Consider the following 17,426-nt stretch of genomic DNA (forward strand, 5'->3'; position numbering starts at 1 on the left):
CATTAGAGAGTTTCACTTGGATGGGGTCGAAATGGTTGCGGGCGGGCTCGCGAGTGCCGAACGTACGGCAACCGTAATGCGGTCGCCTATCGCCCACCAGAAAACCACGGCTACGGCAGAGATGATCGCTGCCGCGACGATCGCTCCAGTTTTGACGCGATCTACGACCTTCTCGATTTCGTCGAGCTTCGTCTTTTGGCCAGCGATGCTCGTCACCATGCCATCGATTTTTGCGCTTATTTCGCCTACTGACTTTTGAAGCTGCATCACGGCTTGCAGCGTGAAATCGTGACCCGGCTGCGCAAACTCGGGCGTGGTTTGCGCGTAGCTGGTCGGTGGTGACTCGTCCGCAGGGGTACGGCCCTTTCGATCCGGCGTTCTAGCCATCTCGATCATCCTCAATGCGCGCTTTGAGCCATGCCCAGAAGGGAGTGGTGCTCATGCCGAAGTATGAGTTTGTCAGCATGAAAACGACAGCCCCGGCTATGCCATCCTTTTTGATGTTCAAATATTCAGAGACTTCCTGCGCCGTGCCTTTTCCTGAAACGATCCAGGTGGTGTCGTTGTATTTGTAGTGGAGCTCGGCCGGATAGAGGCTTTCAACGGTCGCGGCCAGTTGGTCGTTTGGAGCGCGGCTGATCACGGCAAAGAGGGGCATCTGGTCCAGATTCGATTCGAGTAGGGTCTCGACAGGCTAGGATACAATGATCAAACAAACACTACGTTGCCGCCGCCGGCGGCAGCAATTCGAACGAGATCAAGGACGTTCCGGCCTTCAAGGCCAGCAAACTCTAAGCGAGCACCCTTTGAACGACTAGCCGCAGCGATGCGGACCAGATCCTCTGTGGATCGGTAAGATCCATCCATTCTGAAGCCGCCGCCGGCCGCCACAATCCTGACGATGTCGGTTATGTCCCGGTTTTCAAACATCAGGCGCCCTCTGGTCGCTGGACGGTATCGCATCCTTTGGACGGACGGAAGCGCCCCCAAAATGGGATGGATTTTTAACGCAAATCAGCGGATGATGCCGGTTGGGTGTGAGAGCCCGGACCAGTGATATCGACCGCTTTCCCTGCAAGGAATTGCCCTGTCGCCTGCAAGCGATGGGCGGCGGTTGACCGAGCCCTTTGAGGCTCAACGGACGCGCTTGGCGGCGCGGTACCGACCGGACCTTTATGGCCGGGGCGTGCCGTTCTGTCCAGAGGGCTTCGGCCCTTAAAAGCGGTGCACCTGTCTCACTGGCAGGCTCTCACCCCCCGGCTGCTCCGTCTGTCACGGAGCGCGGCTGTGAGAGGCCGAGAACCAGTGAGCAATTCTTATGAAAACCTTAACGCACGGAAATTCCCCGCCGACCTCCTCCGCATGTGATCAGAGCGCGCCGGCCAGCAAAGAGCCGATTTCGACAACACGCAGGAGCTTTATCATGAATTCGATCGTCACCCTTCCAATCGTCGCCGCCGTTCCAATCGCATCGCCGTCTATCGCCTCCGCAACGCCTATCGCGGCCGCGTCGATCGCGCCGACAAAGTCGAACGCACCGTTGGCGCGGGCAGAGCAGATCGTCCACGTGCTTCGCTCAAGGTTTGTCACCACGAACTGGAAGCTGGACGAAGACGCTGCGGAGCGAATGCTTAACTACTTCCGCACTCACAATGTCGAAGAGGAGCAGGACCTCGAGGAAGATGGCGAAGTGTTCCACTCGGACGTTGTTTCGTTCTTCGCTCGGTACAATCAATCCCTTGACTGGGTGATCTTCGGAGATCCCGCCGGCCTGATTTGCAGATGTGCCGCGGACTCCTCTGCGGGCATTTCTGCGGATGATGCAGAACTGATCGCGCTGAGCGGGCAATTCCGGGCGGCCGAAGCTGAATGGAGCCGGCTCAACAAGATTTCAGATGAGATGGATGGTCTACGCTGTATTCCTGTCCCCGAAACGCTAAAGGTCGACAACGGCGACGCTGACCTTGGACTTCCCGAACCGACCAATGAAAGTATCTATGGATCACGCGAAATCGAACAGATGCGCGCCGACAAATGGTACCGAATTACAAGGGCCACGGAAGACAACGGAGACTTTACGCTGTCAGTCCGACACTTCGAGCCATCGGCAAAAGCGCGAGCCCGTGCTGACGAGATCATCGCCGCCTACATCAGCTGGGATCGACGATCGAGGAGACGACCGAACGGTTTCCGCGCCGCCGAGCATGCCACCAATGAAGCGTTTCGGCGTTGCACCGCAATCGAGGAGCGCATTCTGAAGACGCGAGCAGTGACGCTGGCTGGCATGATCGCCAAAGCGCGGTGTCACGAACTGATCTCGGTCGGCGGATTTGCGGAATCGATAGCTGAGGACCTGCTTGCAATTGCCAGTAGGGAGCACCTGACGGCCTGACGTTCGCGTTCTAACCGCACCGGAAGCGCGACCGACAGCGGCTGACGACGCACCGCCGGCGATTGAGGCGCTGACAATGAGGCCCGCTGGTCGCACCGGCGGGCTTACCAAGAAAAGGTTGTGGCATGGTGGGCTGCTACCGTCCCCATCACCTAAAAGCGAGTATTGTCCGTCTGCTCAACTTTGGGAGGTTTGAAATGACACGTATTTTGCTGATTGCTCTCGCACTGACCTTCGTAGCTCCGACCGTTAGCGCGATCGCGGGCCCATGCGACACCTCTTCCGACCGCGCGTCCGATGGTTCGCGGTGCGGCGATCGTGCCGCTGATCGTAGGCCTGGCGGCAAGTAATCCACTGGGCCCGCCGGTTCGCGCTGGCGGGCCTTTTGTTGGGCAAGAGTAAGCCAGTAGTTCTCCGGCCCAGAACAAATGGTGAGGAATAACGCACCCGCTTTGTTCTTTCTGCGTGTATTTATAAGCGGAACACCCTGTAAGGTCCGCGTCAGCTTGGTGGTTATAAGTTGAGTTCTGTAGTGTCCTAATTTGCTTTTTGTCATTTGGACGGTGCTATAATCGTTCCGTTCTGGGAACGACTGCCATGGACTACCGCGCTTACGTCTTAGACGATGAGGGGCGCATCACCGGCGTGCATGAGCTGGACTGCGCCAATGATGAAGAGGCTAAGCAGAAGGCCGCTCAATTGCTCGATGGGCACGATCTTGATGTCTGGAACCGAGCGCGGCACGTCACCCGATTGAAGCACCACACAAGGCAGTAAGGCCGCCTTAGTCGGCGGCCTCTTTCGTGCCTATAATCGCCAGCCGTGGGTTGCCTCGATCGAAGTCAGGCCGCATGTCGGCGCCGCGGCTTCCGCATCCCTGACAGACGAACTGCGGCTCGATATCAGACAGCCGCACCTGATCGCCCCAGCGGCCGGCGTCGAGGGCAACGTGACGGCCACAGTGGCAATAGACCAGCACGCCACGAACGCCCATGCCGCGCATCTCACCGAAGGTGATCTTGAGCGGCCGGCCGTCGGCGTGGGTGGGCGTGTGGCGTCGAGGGCGAGGCATGTCGCCGTCAAAGCGGGATCGTAAGTATCTCGCAAACTATCAATCCCTTGGGGCAGGGAGCGCGCGCATCGTGGGTGTGGAAAAGCGAGAAACCGGGCCGTGATTCTGCGGATGCCTCGCGAGATTGTGTCGTTGCGGGTAGCGGCGGCTCATGCGATCCTGAAGGCGGCCCGGAGGTGCACTCCGGACCGCCCCCTGGGGAGCCAACTCGGTGGGTCATGCGAAGGCCGGCGTCGTAACCGCCGGCCTTTTGCTTTTCACCGAGCTCCGCATTGGTCAGAGCCAACCATGGCGAACCAAGGGCAGAGCGCCGATGAAGCACCGAGCACGACGATTGTGCCTCAATCGGATTATGTACGGCATCACGAAGTGGCGACCTCAACACCGGGCTTCACCGGATGGACGCTTCCGAATCCACTGAGCCTTGACGTGAAGATTTGGCGGTCTCATCGACGCCATGGGGCAGCATCAGCATACATTGACGAGCTCGACGTCTGTCCTGGGTCACGCCGGCCTCTATTTGCAGTCTGTCACGATCTGATCCTGGCGCGAATCCATGCCCCGCAGGCATTCCCGCACTTCGCCAGTGACGCGATTGACGCGCCAGATCAGCGCCGGTCCGCTCGCCATCTGGTAAGGGGCTACAAGCTGAGCCGCGACAATGCATGCGCCGATCACAGCGGCGCCGGCCAAGATGGATTGCGGAATGGTCATCACGCCTCGCCCCCCAAAAAAGTAATCGCAGCCAATTGAAGCGCAGCAGAGCGGTGCGGGCAAGCTGGCGCCTTTGCGTCCGAAGCCGCTTCCCGCCTGCTTCCCCTGTCGGAATCGTGGGAAGCACAGGCGTAGTAAAGCTCTGTAACGCTTACAAAAAATCTTCTCTTGACCGATCTCCGGCTATCACATGGCGGTCGTCGCCGGCGTCGTGTTCTTCGCGGTGCGCGCGCTGCTGGCGCTGATTCCGGGGCTGGCGGCCGGCTTCGCCATCAAGAAATGGTCGGCGGCCGCGGCGATGGTGGCGGCTGCGTTCTATCTGCTGCTGTCCGGCGCCGAGGTCGCGACGCAGAGATCGTTCTTCATGACGGCGGTGGTTTTGATCGCCGTGATGGTCGATCGCCGCGCCATCACGTTCCGGACGCTGGCGGTGGCCGCGCTGATCGTGCTGGCCGTCGCGCCCGAGGCGCTGGTTCATCCGAGTTTTCAAATGTCGTTTGCGGCAACGCTCGGGCTGGTGGCGCTGGTGCAGATCGGCATGCCGAACCTGCTAGCATCGCCCGATCATTCCGCAACGGCGCGGATCGCACTGTGGGGCGGCCGCGAGATCGCGATGCTGTTCCTGGCCTCGTTGATCGCCGGGCTTGCGACCACGCCCTATGCCGCCTTCCACTTCCACCGCGTGACGCCATACGGCGTGCTCGCCAATCTCGGCGCGATGCCGGTGGTCTCGGCGCTGGTGATGCCGGCGGGGCTGCTGGGATTGCTCGCAGCGCCTTTCGGGCTCGACGGCGCGTTCTGGTGGCTGATGGGGATCGGCATCGAGTGGATGGTCGCGGTCTCGCGCTGGGTGGCGGCTCTGCCCGGTGCAGTCGGCCGCATTCCCGCGTTCGGGATCGCGCCGCTGATCGCGGCGAGCCTCGGGATCATCGTGATGGGGCTGTTGCGCACGCCCCTGCGCTGGTCCGGTGCCCTGGTGCTGCTTGCCGCGATCCTCTGGGCGATGTCGGTGCGGCAGCCCGATATCCTGATTGCCGGGGATGGCGCGAGCGTCGCCGTGCGGGGCCGGGACGGGCGGCTGCATGTGATCCGCGCCGGCAAGGATGGCTTCCTGCTGAGGGAGTGGTTGGCTGCCGATGCCGATCCGCGCGATGCCGGCAGCGCCTCGCTGGCCGACGGTGTGTCGTGTGACGAGTCCGGCTGCGTGACGCCGCTCGCGGACGGACGGCTTGTCGCGTTGGCGTTGCGCATCGACGCTCTGGCTGATGATTGCAGCCGCGCCGCGCTGGTGGTGACGGCGCGGCCCACGCCGCCCGATTGCGCGGCGATGGTGGTCGACAGGCCGCGGCTCGCCAGTCAGGGCGCGCTGGCTCTGACGCAGAGCGGTGACGGCTTCTCGGTTCGGGCGGTGAGGGCGAGAGGCACGAGCCGCCCCTGGCTGCCGGCCGGCGCCGGCGAGGGGGATTTCGACGGCAGCCTTGCGCCGAAGACGGCCGTGCCCCGCAACCGGGACGCAACGCCATCGGAGACGGACTTGCAGGCGGACGATTGAGGAGCGATGCGGGAGAGGTCGGTCGGGATCTCGCAGCAGGACGCAAACCATACCATCTCGCCGGCCTCGGCCGGCGATGGCATTTCATTCCTGGCCCACGACCATCGGCCGGGGGCGACGACGTCAGCCGATCGGCAGGCGCGTGATCGTGGACCGCGTGTCGGCGACGATCTGCGGCTTGTGCTCGCGTTCGCCAACCGGCTGGGTCACCGGCAGTTGCAGCACGGTCGCGCGCTGGCCTTCGACGAGCTGTGTCACCAGCACGTATTTGCCGTCGGGGAATTCGATCGCGTCATGATGGCGATCGGGAATGTGCGGGTCGATCTTGCCGAACTTGCCGACGCGGGAGTTCACGGTGCGCGTCCAGATCCAGCGATTGTCGTAACGGACGTTGTCCGCGAAGGCGAGCTCCGTTCCCGGCAGCAAGCAGACCGCGACGGAGAGATCGGCTTCGGAGGCGAAGCCGCGCGTCGAGGTGCCGCGGAAGGTCGTCGTGACGATCGTCTCGCCGACTTCGGCGGGGCGCGTCGCGACAGCATGCAGGCTGTAGTCACACATCGGGTGCTCCTCATGCGAAGATAGCAACCCGCACCTCTTTTTGAGGCGCAGGCCTCTATCAGGGTGGAAGCACGCAACGCTCTGCTTCGTTGTAGGCAAATCTGCGGCTGGACGCCGCAAGCCGCGATCACATTATCTTTCCCGGATTCGATAGGAACAAAGCCGACGCCTGTGTATTCGGAAGGCGCGTGTCGGCGCCTCGCGGCGCCGACCAGCCAGAGCATTGCCAGCTCGCTTGCCGAATGGCGGTGCGATTGTATGGCAACGGCTTACGTCGCTGATGCTGCGATCGGCGCCGCAACATCGTCCATGGAAAGTCTGGCGCATCACGTGTCCTCGAACTCTCAGGCCCGCGAAGCGATGCTGCGTCGTGCGGCGTGTCGAGGATGGCGCCGAAAGAGGGGGCCGGACAATCTGAGCAGAACCGGAAAAACCATCCAGCCGGAGCGGACAGTGATCCGCTCCAATAGATATCGAACGACCGCTCAGTACTTGCGGTAAAGCCCGATCAGCTTGCCCTGAATCTTCACGCGGTTCGGCGGAAGAATGCGGACTTCATAGGCGGCATTGGCGGGCTCGAGCGCGATAGAGGCCCCGCGGCGGCGGAAGCGCTTGAGCGTGGCTTCCTCGTCGTCGATCAGCGCCACCACGATGTCGCCGGTATCGGCGCTCTCGTTGCGCTGGATCAGCGCCATGTCGCCGTCGAGGATGCCGGCCTCGACCATCGAATCGCCGCGCACTTCGAGCGCGTAGTGCTCGCCCGAGCCGAGCATGTCAGGCGGCACGCTGATGGTGTGGCTGCGGGTCTGCAGCGCCTCGATCGGCGTGCCGGCCGCGATGCGGCCCATCACGGGCACCGCGACGGGACGCTCGCCCTCGTCCACAGGCGGGCTGGAGGTCGTGCGGACCTTGCCGAGATTGCCCTCGATGACGCTCGGCGTGAAGCCGCGGCGACTGCCGGCGGCGGCCTGCAACTCGGGCAGCTTGATCACCTCGATGGCGCGGGCGCGGTTGGGCAGGCGGCGGATGAAGCCGCGCTCCTCAAGCGCAGTGATCAGGCGATGGATGCCTGACTTCGAGCGCAGGTCGAGCGCATCCTTCATCTCGTCGAAGGACGGCGGCACGCCGCTTTCCTTCAGACGTTCGCTGATGAATCGCAGAAGCTCGTATTGTTTGCGCGTCAACATCTCGACCAAAGTCCCCCGGTTGATGTCGTTCAATTCCGAGACGAGGAAGTCAGCGATAAGCTGCTACACGTTCGAAACAAATCATGAACGGACACTATATGTTCGATATGTGTTCCGCAACTGCTTAATTTACGGTGAACAGAGCGAAGCTCGCGCCATGCGTGTGGCCGTGCAGCTCACACCGGCAGGCGCAGCACCTCGCAAGGCGTGCCGGCCTCGGCCCTCGGCGCGAACGGTGCGCGCACGAGAAGTACCTGCGCCGCAGCGAGATTCGCAAGCAGAGAGGAGTCCTGATGGCTGACGGGAAGGGCGACGAGCGTGCCGTCGTCACGCTGTTCCAGGCGCGCACGCAGATAATCCTCGCGTTGGTCATTGGCACCGAGATCGCGGCCCAGCACGGCGCGCTCGCGGCGATGATGAATCATTGAACGGCCCGACAGGGCGCGAATCAACGGCACCATGAACAGGAAGGCGCACACGTAGGACGACACGGGATTGCCGGGCAGGCCGATCACGCGCATTGCGCCGAGCCGTCCGTGCATCATCGGCTTGCCGGGCCGAATCGCGATCTTCCAGAACGCCATCGAGATGCCTTCGTCCTTGAGCGCCTGCTGGACCAGATCGTGGTCGCCGACCGAGGCACCGCCGGTCGTGATCAGGATGTCGGCGCCGCTCTCCCGGGCGCGACGGATGCCGGCGGAAGTGGCCTCCAGCGTATCGGCGGCAATGCCGAGGTCGATGGTCTCGGCGCCCGCGCTGCGGGCGAGCGCGTGCAGGGCATAGCCATTGGAATAGACGATCTGGCCGTGACCGGGCGTGGTGCCGGGCATCACCAGCTCGTCGCCGGTGGCGAGAATCGCGACCCTCGGACGGCGGCAGACGGCGAGATGCGGGTGATTCATTCCGGCGGCCAGCGCGAGATCGCGCTCCGTGAGACGGCTTCCCTTGCGGAGCAGCACGTCTCCCTCGCGGAAGTCGACGCCGGCGGAACGGATGTGCCGCCCGGAAATCGCGGCTTCCTTGATCGTGACGAGCTTGCCTTCCGCGACAGTGTCTTCCTGGATCACGACCGCATCGGCCCCGTCGGGAACGACGCCGCCGGTGAAGATCCGCACGGCTTCGCCGGGGCCAACCCTTCCCGCGAACGGACGACCCGCCGCGACCTCGCCGACCACCGTCAGCCTGGAATCGACCGTTGCCGCGTCAGCCGCGCGCACGGCATAGCCATCCATCGCCGACATGGCCTGCGGTGGCTGCGTGCGCCGCGCCGCGACGTCGCGCGCAAGCACGCGATGATAGGCCTCATCGAGGGAAACCATCTCTTCAGGTAGCGGCTCTGCATCCGCCAGCACCGCGGCAAGCGCGTCAGAAACGGGCATGAGGGCCACGGGCGGAAACTCCTGCAAATCGTTGGCGAGAGTTCTAGCCGAGTGCAGGCGCGAGGCAAAGCAGCACGCAGGATGATTTATCCGGCGCGATTTCCGTCGCGGCGGCGGCAGTTCAAGTCCGTCGCGGCATGATCCTGAAGGCGAGACAGACCGGCACGAGGATGGCCATGGCGAGGACGAGAATGACGAGCGCCACGGCCGACATCGGTCAACGTCCTGCCGGATCGCTCGGACCGACGTCCGGTGCGACGTCGGGAGCTCTGGGATTCGGATCCTTGTCAGGCAGCGGATCGGCCAGGGACTTCAGGTCGGCCGCCTTGCTGATCAGCTTGGCGGAAAGGTCAGAATCCGAGGTGGTTCTGGCGAATTCAAGCAGGAGAGAGGCTTGCTTGGTGAGATAGGTTTTGCCCAGCACGTCGATCAATCCGATGTAGAAGTCCCAACGGACTCATGAGTCCGAAGGGTGGTACTCCGTTCCCGGAACTCCGTACAAAAATGCACAAAGCGGCTCGGTTCCTCATCTCCTGCAAATTTGGCTCCGGGAACCGCGGGCATGACCTGTCGCGGCGACTGCCTGGCATTCAGATGCCAAGCGCCCTCAACGCGTTCCCGACGTCGCCTGGCGACGTCACGTGCACGGCATTCAAGCCGCGCGCCCGCGCGCCCTCGATGTTCTCGGCGAGGTCATCGAAGAATACGATGCGACCGGCGGGCACGCCGATCGCGGCGACGACGTGGTCGAACGCCTCCGCGTCCGGTTTGCGCAGGCCGATGCTGGACGACAGATACAGCTCGCGGAAGTGGCCGAGCACGCCGGCATATTCCTTCGAGAAATAGTCCACATGCGGCCGATTGGTGTTGGAGAAGGCATAGAGCGGCATCTGCTTCGCCGCGCGCGGCAACAGCTCGGCGATGTCGGGCATCTCGCCTGCGAAGATCGCGTTCCAGCCTTCCAGGAACTGCGCGTCCGAGATGCCGATTCCGAGTGACGCGCGCAGCGAGGCGAAATAGTCCTCGTCGCTGATCTTGCCCATCTCGTGCAGCCGGTAGGCCTCATCACGCACATAGCGCGCGACGATGGCCTCGGGCTGGCAGCCGGCATGTCCCGCCCAGCAGGCGATCGCCTTGGAGAAGTCGATGTCGAGCACCACGCGCCCGAGGTCGAACAGAAGCGCATCCGCGCTGCCGGGAGTAAGCGATGTCATTGCGTCCTTTTCACTTCAGTATCGGCCAGTCAGTAGCGATAGGGCTCATGGTCGAACAGCGGGAACGCGCTGAACACGCTGGGCGCGTTGGTGGCGGTCGCCGGATGGAGGCAGGATTTGTCGACCTCGGCGAATGAGGTGGCGCCCAGGAGGCCAAGGCAGCGCAGCACCTCGTCCTCGAGCAGTTCCAGCATCCGGGTGACACCGGCTTCGCCCGCCGCCGCCAGCGCCCAGCATTGCAGCCGGCCGATGCCGACGAGGTCCGCGCCCGCCGCGATCGCCTTGACGATGTCGGTGCCGCGACAGATGCCGCCGTCGACCATGATCTTGGCGCGGCCCTTCACGGCATCGACGATCTCGGGCAGCACATGCATGGCGCCGCGGCCGTGGTCGAGCTGGCGGCCGCCATGGTTGGAGACGTAAATCCACTCGACGCCGTGATCGAGCGCGATCAGCGCGTCCTCGGCGGTGGCAATGCCCTTGAGGATCAGCGGTATTTTGAACTTGTCCTTGATCATCTTCACGGTCCGCCATTCCAGACCCTTCTGGAAATCGCCGCCGGTGGCGCGCAGACGGCTCTCGCGAACGTAGCGCTTGGCGATGTCGCGTTCACGACGGCTGTAGTGGGCGGTGTCGACGGTCAGGCAGAAGGCGGCATAGGCGTTCTGCTCGGCCCGGCTGACGACATCGGCGACGAAGGCATCGTCGCCGCGGACATAAAGCTGATAGAGTCGCAGCGCGTCGGGTGCGGCTTCGGCGGTCGTCTCCAGTCCTGGCTCGGATACCGAGCTCAGCATGTGCGCCGCACCGAAAGTGCCGGCGGCGCGTGCCACGCTTGCCGCGCCATCCGGATCGAAGATCTCGAGGGCGCCGACCGGGGCGAGCACCACCGGCAGGCGCATCCTGCGGCCGAATTGATCGACCCCTCCGTCGACCCTGCGGACATCGCGCAGCACGCGCGGGCGGAAGGCGATCTCGTCCAGCGCCATGCGGTTGCGGCGCATCGTGGTCTCGGTCTCGGCCGCGCCGACGATGTAGTCCCAGGCGTTCTGGTTCAGGTTGGCGCGCGCTTTCCGGATGAACTCGTGCAGGTTCTGGAACGGCTCGCTGCTGGCGCCGAGTTCGACGTTCCTTTCAGGCCGGATGCGGGGCGCTTCGTTCATTGTTGTCCTCCCGAGAATTTGAAGTCTTATCGTCATCGCCTATCGCGTCCGGCCCTCCAAAACCATCCTAAAATCGCATAGCTGCGAGGCGTGGGCGGCCCGACCGGTTTGCGCTTGCGCGAAACAGTTTCGGAACGTTGCCAAAAGTTTAGTCCAAGGCGAAGGGATTTCTTCGGTATACCCGCCAGCGTGGCATCCCGGCCATGAAGAAACCGGAATGGTATTGTGAGAAGTGGGCTGGATCGCCATTTGCATGGCGCTCCCAAGCCGAAGAGAACCGCCAAGCAAAAGGCTACGTCATCCATGCGGAAAACCCTGCTGTTCCCCCTCGGCGCGCTCACCGGAGCGTGTCTGACTCTTCTGGTAGCCGGCCCGCACAGCGGAGTATGGGCGGCGCGGGCGGCAGCGAGCGCGGATGATGCCTATTCCCAGCTCAATTTGTTCGGCGCGGTGTTCGAGCGGGTCAAGGCCAGCTATGTCGAGAAGCCCGACAACGCCAAGCTGATCGAGGGCGCGATCACCGGCATGGTGACCTCGCTCGATCCGCACTCACGCTACATGAACGCCAAGGCCTGGACCGAGATGCAGGAGACCACCTCCGGCGAGTTCGGCGGGCTCGGCATCGAGGTCACCATGGAGGAGGGCCTCGTCAAGGTGGTCTCGCCGATCGACGATACGCCGGCCTCGAAGGCCGGCATCATGTCCGGCGACCTCATCAGCAAGATCGACGGCGAGGCGGTGCAGGGCATGACGCTCGAGCAGGCCGTCAACAAGATGAAGGGCCCGGTCGACACCAAGACCAAGCTCACCATCGTGCGCAAGGGCGCGGACGCGCCGCTCGACGTTTCGATCACGCGCGAAATCATCCATGTGCGCCCGGTGCGCTTCCACGTCGAGAACGGCGACATCGGTTATATCCGCGTCACCTCTTTCAACGAGCAGACCACCGACGGACTGAAGAAGGCGATCGCGTCGATCTCCAGGCAGGTCCCGGCCGAGAAGCTCGCAGGCTACGTGATGGATCTGCGCAACAATCCGGGCGGACTGCTCGATCAGGCCGTATCGGTGTCGAGCGCCTTCCTGCAGCGGGGCGAGGTCGTCTCGACCCGCGGCCGCAATCCGGAAGAGACGCAGCGTTTCACCGCGCATGGCGGCGATCTCACCAAGGGCAAGCCGCTCGTGGTCCTGATCAACGGCGGATCGGCCTCGGCCTCGGAGATCGTGGCCGGCGCGCTGCACGACCACAAGCGCGCGACGCTGATCGGCACGCGCTCGTTCGGCAAGGGTTCGGTGCAGACCATCATTCCGCTCGGCTCCGGCAACGGCGCGCTGGCGCTGACCACGGCGCGTTACTACACGCCGTCGGGCCGCTCGATCCAGGCCCAGGGCATCGCGCCCGACATCGAGATCCTGCAGGACGTGCCGCCCGAGCTGAAGGGCCGGATGGACACCATGGCGGAATCCCAGATGCGCGGCCATCTGTCGGCTGCCGACGGCACCGAGCAGACCGGATCGCAGTCCTATGTCCCGCCGGAAGAGAAGGACGACAAGGCCCTGCATGCGGCCTACGACTTCCTCCACGGCGTGACCGCGAATGCCGTCGCTTCGAAACCCGCGTCGAAGGCTGCGGTTCCGAACTAAAGCTTCGCGACGTCCAGACAATCGCCCGGGAGTGGGTTGCCGCTCCCGGGCGATTTCGTTCGGGCGCGCCACCTCAAGCTGGGTTCATCGCCGCGAATGTCACCTCGTAGCGGCCGTCGCGCTCGGCCCAGCGCCGGGCGCGGTCACGCTCCACCAGTACCTCACCATTGGGGTGAGACCCCAGCTCCAGCAATTGCATGACCTCCGCAACGTAAGCCGCCAGCGGCATGGCGCGCGCGTCGCTGGCCTGCTGCGCGCCGGTCAGCTCGGTCTGGACGTAGGGCGGCGCGAGCTCCAGTACCGCGACGGGTCGCTTGCGAAGCTGGTGCCGCAGCGACTGCAGCCAGGAATGCAGGAACGCCTTGCTGGCGCAGTAGGTCGGAAAGTCGGCGCGCGGCACGAAGGCGAGGTTCGAGCTGGTTGCGATGATCGTGGCGCCCGGTTGCCGCTTCAAGATCGGCAACAGCGCTGCCGTCGCGCGCAGCACACCCAGAATGTTTGTCCTGACGATTGCTTCTGCATCCGAGGCATCCCAGACGTCTGAGGTCATGTCTTCGGGCCGCGAAATGCCGGCGTTGGCGATCAGCACGTTGAGCTCGGGAAACTCGTTCCGGAGCCGGCCCGACAAACGTTGCAGGCTTGCGGGATCGTCAATGTCGAGCGGCAGGCCGATCAGGCCGGGCCGTTCGGCCACGATCTGGTCGAGCAGGGCCTGCCGTCGCCCCGTTACGATGACGCGATTGTCGCGGCTGTGGAAAGCCTCGGCCAACGCGCGGCCGATTCCACTGGTGCCGCCTATGACGAGGATCGTGTTGCCAGTCATCTTCATGGTGGTGCCTTTCGATTGAGAAAGGCCACGGCAATCCTGCAATTCCATTTGATCAGCGATCCGGCAAGACAGCCGCCGGCGCGGCTTCGTTGTCTTGAACGGGTGAACATCCGCTGACAGGGGGAGTGATGGTATGACCGTGGCGTCTCGTGAATCGAGAATTCCCTGCTGGGATCCTCTCGACAAAGGACGCGTTGGATGACGGTAACGCCTACGGCCGCGCCATTTCGGCAGCTGCAAGATGAGGAATAGGTTGGCCGGCCGCAGTCGTCAAGCCTTGACGGGCCGGCCGAAATCCTAACCGGCCTCGCGGCGACGGCCCTCGCTGCCTTCGCGTCGGGCAAGCCGGCTGCGATGCAGCGCGAACAGCTCCAGCATCTTGTCGGCAGGCTTGGCGGCACTGAACAGATAGCCCTGCATCTCGGAACAGCCGAGCGTGCGAAGCAGGCGCTGCTGCTCCTCGGTCTCGACGCCCTCGGCCGTGGTGGTCATGCGGCGGGAGGCCGCCAGGTTGACGACGGCCTGAACGATGCTGGCGGAGCCGTCGGGGCGGGCGATGTCGTCGACGAAGCAGCGGTCGATCTTGATCTTGTCGAAGGGGAAACGGTGCAGATAGCTCAGGGATGAGTAGCCGGTGCCGAAATCGTCGAGCGCGATGCGCACGCCGATGGCTCGGAGCTGGTGCAGGATCGCGAGCGCTGCATCGTCGTCGCGGATCAGGACCGCTTCGGTGATCTCGAGCTCGAGCCGGCTCGCCGGCAGGTTCGACGCAGCGAGCGCCGCCATGATCTTCAGCGCCAGCGTGCCGCTCTTGAACTGCACCGGCGAGACGTTGACGGCGAGGCGGATGTCGTCGGGCCAGGTGGCCGCGTCCCGGCAGGCGGTCGCCAGCACCCATTCGCCGATCTCGTTGATCAGGCCGGTATCTTCGGCGATCGGGATGAACTCGCCCGGCGAGACCATGCCGCGCTCGGGATGGCGCCAGCGCACCAATGCCTCGCAGCCGGTGATGCGGTCGTCCTTCAGGCCCAGGCAGGGCTGGTAATGAACCTCGAGCCCGCCTTCGAACCCCCCTTGGGCGATGGCGTGGCGCAGGTCGCTCTCGAGCTGGCGTCGCTCGCGGACCCTGGCATCCATGTCCGGCTCGAAGAAGCGATAGGTGCGGCGTCCGGCAGACTTCGCCGCGTACATCGCCATGTCCGCATTCTTGAGGATCTGGTCCAGCACCGTTCCGTGTTCCGGCGCAAGCGCAATGCCGATGCTGGCATCGGTGGTGAGATGATGGCCCATGCAGTCGAACGGCGTGCGGATGGCTTCGAAGACCCGCGCGACGAGCTCGTCGACCTGGTCCGGCGACGTCACCGCGCTCTGCACGATGGCGAATTCGTCGCCACCGAGTCGCGCCACGAAGTCCGCCGGGCCTGCGCAGCGCTGGAGGCTCGCGGCTACCGATTTCAACAGCTCGTCGCCGACGAGATGGCCGAGCGCGTCGTTGACGCCCTTGAACTCGTCGATGTCGATGTAATGCACCGCGATCTGTTCGCCGTCGCGGACCGCGGCCAGCACTTCGCGCAGATGCTCGTGGAACATGGTGCGGTTGGGCAGGTCCGTCAGCGCGTCGTAATGGGCGAGGTGGGTGATGCGCTCCTCGATGCGACGGCGCTCGGTGATGTCCTCATGGGTCGCGACCCAGCCGCCATCCGCGAGCGGTTCGTTGAGGATGTGGATCGAGCGGCCGTCGGAAGTATCGACCACCATGGAATTGCGGACATGGATGTCCTTCAGCACGAGCGCGACGTAAGCATCGACGTCGCCGGTGAACGAGCCGGTGGCCCTGCGATGGGCGATGATGTCGTGGAAGCTGGAACCGGGCTTCACGATCTCGGCCGACAATCCGTACATCTCGATGTAGCGCTGGTTGCAGACCACGAGCCGCTGCTCGGCGTCGAACAGCAGGAGGCCCTGCGTCATGTTGTTGACGGCGCGGTCGAGCCGCTGCTTCTCCAGGGTCAGCCGTTCGCGCGAAAGGCGGTGCTGCTCCAGCAGCTTGCGCACGATCGCAATCAGCACGCCTGCGATGGCGAGCGCGGAAGAGGCCGCAACCGAGATCAGGATGCCGATCTGCTCGCGCCAGTCCGCCAGGGCCGCCGCCCGCGTCGTGCTGGCCATCATCAGGATCGGAAAGTGCGGCAGGGCACGCGCGGAGATCAGCCGGTCCTCGCCGTCGACGGGGCTCGTGAAACGGCCGGCGAAGTGATCGAGGCCGAAAATCCTCTGATGGGCGAACGAACCGGTCTTGAAATTACGTCCCATCAGTTCGCTGGAATGGGGATAGCGGGCGAGCAGCGTGCCATCGCGATGCAGCATCGAGATCGTCGCGCCGTCGCCGAGCACGACGGAGGCGAAGAATTTCTCAAAGTTGGCGGGTTCGATCCCGCGTCCGACGACGCCGAGGAACTCGCCGCTTGGCCCGACGATCTTCCGGGCCACCAGGATGGTCCATGCGCCCGAGACGCGGCTATGCAGCGGCTCGATCAGGACATCAGGCGAAAAGGGATCGTATTTGAAGGTGCGGAAGTAGGCGCGATCGGCCACGTTCACCTTCGGAGCCGGCCATGCGGTCGACGAATTGATCAGATTGCCTTCGGCATCGGTGACGTTGACGCCGCCGATGTAGGGCAGCGCCTCGATCTTCGACCGCAGCATCCGGTGAACGTCCTCGCCCGAAAGGCGCTTGCGATAGTCTTCCCCGGTCGTGATTCCGCTCGAGCGGACGTGGTCGACGAAATCCTTCTGGATGACCGCGAAATCCTGCAACTGCTGATCGAAATGATGAGCGAGCAGCAGCGCGGTGTTTTCCAGCTCGCGGCCGGAGTTGCGTAGCGCCCGCTCGCGGAAATTCTGCGCCATCAGGACAGAGCCGATGGCGATGGCCGCGATCAGCAGCGTGCCGCCCACCACCAGCCAGCGGATCGGACCGCCGCGCACGAAGGCTTGGTCAAAGAGGCGACTGCCGAATTTCGTCATCATGCTGGATCATTGCCGGGCACACCTCAGGATCAATTCTTGGCCCTGGAAACACCCGTTGGTTTACGGGAACGGTGTGGAGGCAAAGTTAGGAAGCGCGGTTAACGCAACATGAAAGGCCGCGCTCAAAAGCAATCGATGTGAGCCGCGCGAGAGGCGGTTCGCCGCAGCAAGCGGTTTCAGGCGCGGTAGTGGCCGGATTTGCCGCCGAGCTTCTCGACCAGGTGGATGTCTTCGATGCGCACGCCGCGCTCGACCGCCTTGATCATGTCGTAGATGGTGAGGCAGGCGACCGAGACGGCGGTGAGGGCCTCCATCTCGACGCCGGTCGGGCCCGTCACCTTCACGCTGGCCCGAACGAGGCAGCCCGGCAATTTCACGTCAGGCTCGATGTCGACCGTCACCTTCGACAGCGCGAGCGGATGGCAGAGCGGGATCAGCTCCGATGTGCGCTTGGCGGCCATGATGCCGGCGATGCGCGCGGTGCCGAGCACGTCACCTTTCTTGGCGTTGCCCGACACGATCAGGTCGAGCGTCGCCCTGGTCATGACAACGCGGCCTTCCGCGACAGCAAGCCGCTCGGTCGCGGGCTTGTCCGAGACGTCGACCATCCGCGCCTCGCCGGAGGCGCCGATATGGGTGAGGGCGGGGCCGGCCTTGGATTTGGCCGGCTTCGTCTTGGCTGGCTTGCGCGCCAT

General features: G+C 63.9%; 17 protein-coding genes and 1 pseudogene. 4 read left to right on the plus strand and 14 right to left on the minus strand.

The window, feature by feature from the left end:
• Positions 1 to 12 precede the first annotated feature (12 nt).
• The 3 genes from AC1RQP_RS00960 to AC1RQP_RS00970 are packed head-to-tail and all read right to left on the minus strand — an operon-like array spanning position 13 to position 930.
• The gene (locus tag AC1RQP_RS00960) at positions 13 to 387 is read right to left on the minus strand and encodes a hypothetical protein (protein WP_492935610.1); all 375 of its coding nucleotides are present in this window, start codon (positions 385 to 387) and stop codon (positions 13 to 15) included.
• Complete coding sequence (locus AC1RQP_RS00965) at positions 380 to 658, minus strand: hypothetical protein (RefSeq protein ID WP_492935611.1); 279 nt, start codon at positions 656 to 658, stop codon at positions 380 to 382. Before AC1RQP_RS00965 ends, AC1RQP_RS00960 begins: the two co-directional genes overlap by 8 nt.
• 50 nt (positions 659 to 708) lie before the next feature.
• Positions 709 to 930, minus strand: coding sequence for a hypothetical protein (locus AC1RQP_RS00970; RefSeq protein ID WP_492935612.1), 222 nt, complete (start codon positions 928 to 930; stop codon positions 709 to 711).
• Positions 931 to 1,423: 493 nt separating this feature from the next.
• On the opposite strand from AC1RQP_RS00970, the gene AC1RQP_RS00975 reads away from it, so the two are divergent.
• Both AC1RQP_RS00975 and AC1RQP_RS00980 read left to right on the plus strand, forming a co-directional pair.
• Complete coding sequence (locus AC1RQP_RS00975; RefSeq protein ID WP_492935613.1) at positions 1,424 to 2,392, plus strand: hypothetical protein; 969 nt, start codon at positions 1,424 to 1,426, stop codon at positions 2,390 to 2,392.
• Between the two features lie 597 nt (positions 2,393 to 2,989).
• Positions 2,990 to 3,169 (plus strand): hypothetical protein, encoded by a 180-nt coding sequence (locus AC1RQP_RS00980; RefSeq protein WP_492935614.1) that lies wholly within the window; start codon positions 2,990 to 2,992, stop codon positions 3,167 to 3,169.
• Positions 3,170 to 3,176: 7 nt separating this feature from the next.
• Here AC1RQP_RS00980 and AC1RQP_RS00985 read toward each other — a convergent pair whose 3' ends face one another.
• Positions 3,177 to 3,464, minus strand: coding sequence for a hypothetical protein (locus AC1RQP_RS00985; protein WP_492935615.1), 288 nt, complete (start codon positions 3,462 to 3,464; stop codon positions 3,177 to 3,179).
• Between the two features lie 516 nt (positions 3,465 to 3,980).
• Positions 3,981 to 4,178 (minus strand): hypothetical protein, encoded by a 198-nt coding sequence (locus AC1RQP_RS00990; RefSeq protein WP_492935616.1) that lies wholly within the window; start codon positions 4,176 to 4,178, stop codon positions 3,981 to 3,983.
• A 175-nt stretch (positions 4,179 to 4,353) separates the two neighbouring features.
• Between AC1RQP_RS00990 and AC1RQP_RS00995 the strand changes: the two are divergent.
• Positions 4,354 to 5,730: pseudogene (locus tag AC1RQP_RS00995) on the plus strand (ComEC/Rec2 family competence protein); the annotation flags it as partial.
• A 123-nt stretch (positions 5,731 to 5,853) separates the two neighbouring features.
• Here the strand turns inward: AC1RQP_RS00995 and AC1RQP_RS01000 are convergent.
• From AC1RQP_RS01000 to AC1RQP_RS01025, 6 genes are all read right to left on the minus strand, one after another.
• The gene (locus tag AC1RQP_RS01000; RefSeq protein ID WP_027574385.1) at positions 5,854 to 6,288 is read right to left on the minus strand and encodes a hypothetical protein; all 435 of its coding nucleotides are present in this window, start codon (positions 6,286 to 6,288) and stop codon (positions 5,854 to 5,856) included.
• A gap of 485 nt (positions 6,289 to 6,773) precedes the next feature.
• Positions 6,774 to 7,475 carry a transcriptional repressor LexA gene (lexA, locus tag AC1RQP_RS01005; protein ID WP_239623807.1) on the minus strand — a complete coding sequence of 234 codons (702 nt, stop codon included), beginning with the start codon at positions 7,473 to 7,475 and terminating at the stop codon, positions 6,774 to 6,776.
• A 176-nt stretch (positions 7,476 to 7,651) separates the two neighbouring features.
• On the minus strand, positions 7,652 to 8,863 hold the full coding sequence (locus AC1RQP_RS01010; protein WP_492935617.1) for a molybdopterin molybdotransferase MoeA: 1,212 nt from the start codon (positions 8,861 to 8,863) through the stop codon (positions 7,652 to 7,654).
• A gap of 208 nt (positions 8,864 to 9,071) precedes the next feature.
• Positions 9,072 to 9,278, minus strand: coding sequence for a hypothetical protein (locus AC1RQP_RS01015; protein WP_239629786.1), 207 nt, complete (start codon positions 9,276 to 9,278; stop codon positions 9,072 to 9,074).
• A gap of 166 nt (positions 9,279 to 9,444) precedes the next feature.
• Positions 9,445 to 10,068, minus strand: coding sequence for an HAD-IA family hydrolase (locus AC1RQP_RS01020; protein ID WP_492935618.1), 624 nt, complete (start codon positions 10,066 to 10,068; stop codon positions 9,445 to 9,447).
• 29 nt (positions 10,069 to 10,097) lie between these two features.
• Complete coding sequence (locus AC1RQP_RS01025) at positions 10,098 to 11,231, minus strand: alpha-hydroxy acid oxidase (RefSeq protein WP_239623804.1); 1,134 nt, start codon at positions 11,229 to 11,231, stop codon at positions 10,098 to 10,100.
• A 303-nt stretch (positions 11,232 to 11,534) separates the two neighbouring features.
• Between AC1RQP_RS01025 and AC1RQP_RS01030 the strand changes: the two genes are divergently transcribed.
• On the plus strand, positions 11,535 to 12,872 hold the full coding sequence (locus tag AC1RQP_RS01030; protein WP_239623803.1) for a S41 family peptidase: 1,338 nt from the start codon (positions 11,535 to 11,537) through the stop codon (positions 12,870 to 12,872).
• Between the two features lie 73 nt (positions 12,873 to 12,945).
• On the opposite strand, the gene AC1RQP_RS01035 is transcribed toward AC1RQP_RS01030, so the two are convergent.
• From AC1RQP_RS01035 to moaC, 3 genes are all read right to left on the minus strand, one after another.
• Positions 12,946 to 13,701, minus strand: coding sequence for an SDR family oxidoreductase (locus AC1RQP_RS01035; RefSeq protein WP_492935619.1), 756 nt, complete (start codon positions 13,699 to 13,701; stop codon positions 12,946 to 12,948).
• A gap of 297 nt (positions 13,702 to 13,998) precedes the next feature.
• Positions 13,999 to 16,731 (minus strand): bifunctional diguanylate cyclase/phosphodiesterase, encoded by a 2,733-nt coding sequence (locus tag AC1RQP_RS01040; RefSeq protein WP_492935620.1) that lies wholly within the window; start codon positions 16,729 to 16,731, stop codon positions 13,999 to 14,001.
• Positions 16,732 to 16,907: 176 nt separating this feature from the next.
• A complete protein-coding gene (gene moaC / locus AC1RQP_RS01045) occupies positions 16,908 to 17,426 on the minus strand; it encodes a cyclic pyranopterin monophosphate synthase MoaC (RefSeq protein WP_239623800.1) in 519 nt (172 codons plus the stop codon).

The organism is Bradyrhizobium sp. GW821-FHT13H06 (genome assembly GCF_058803975.1).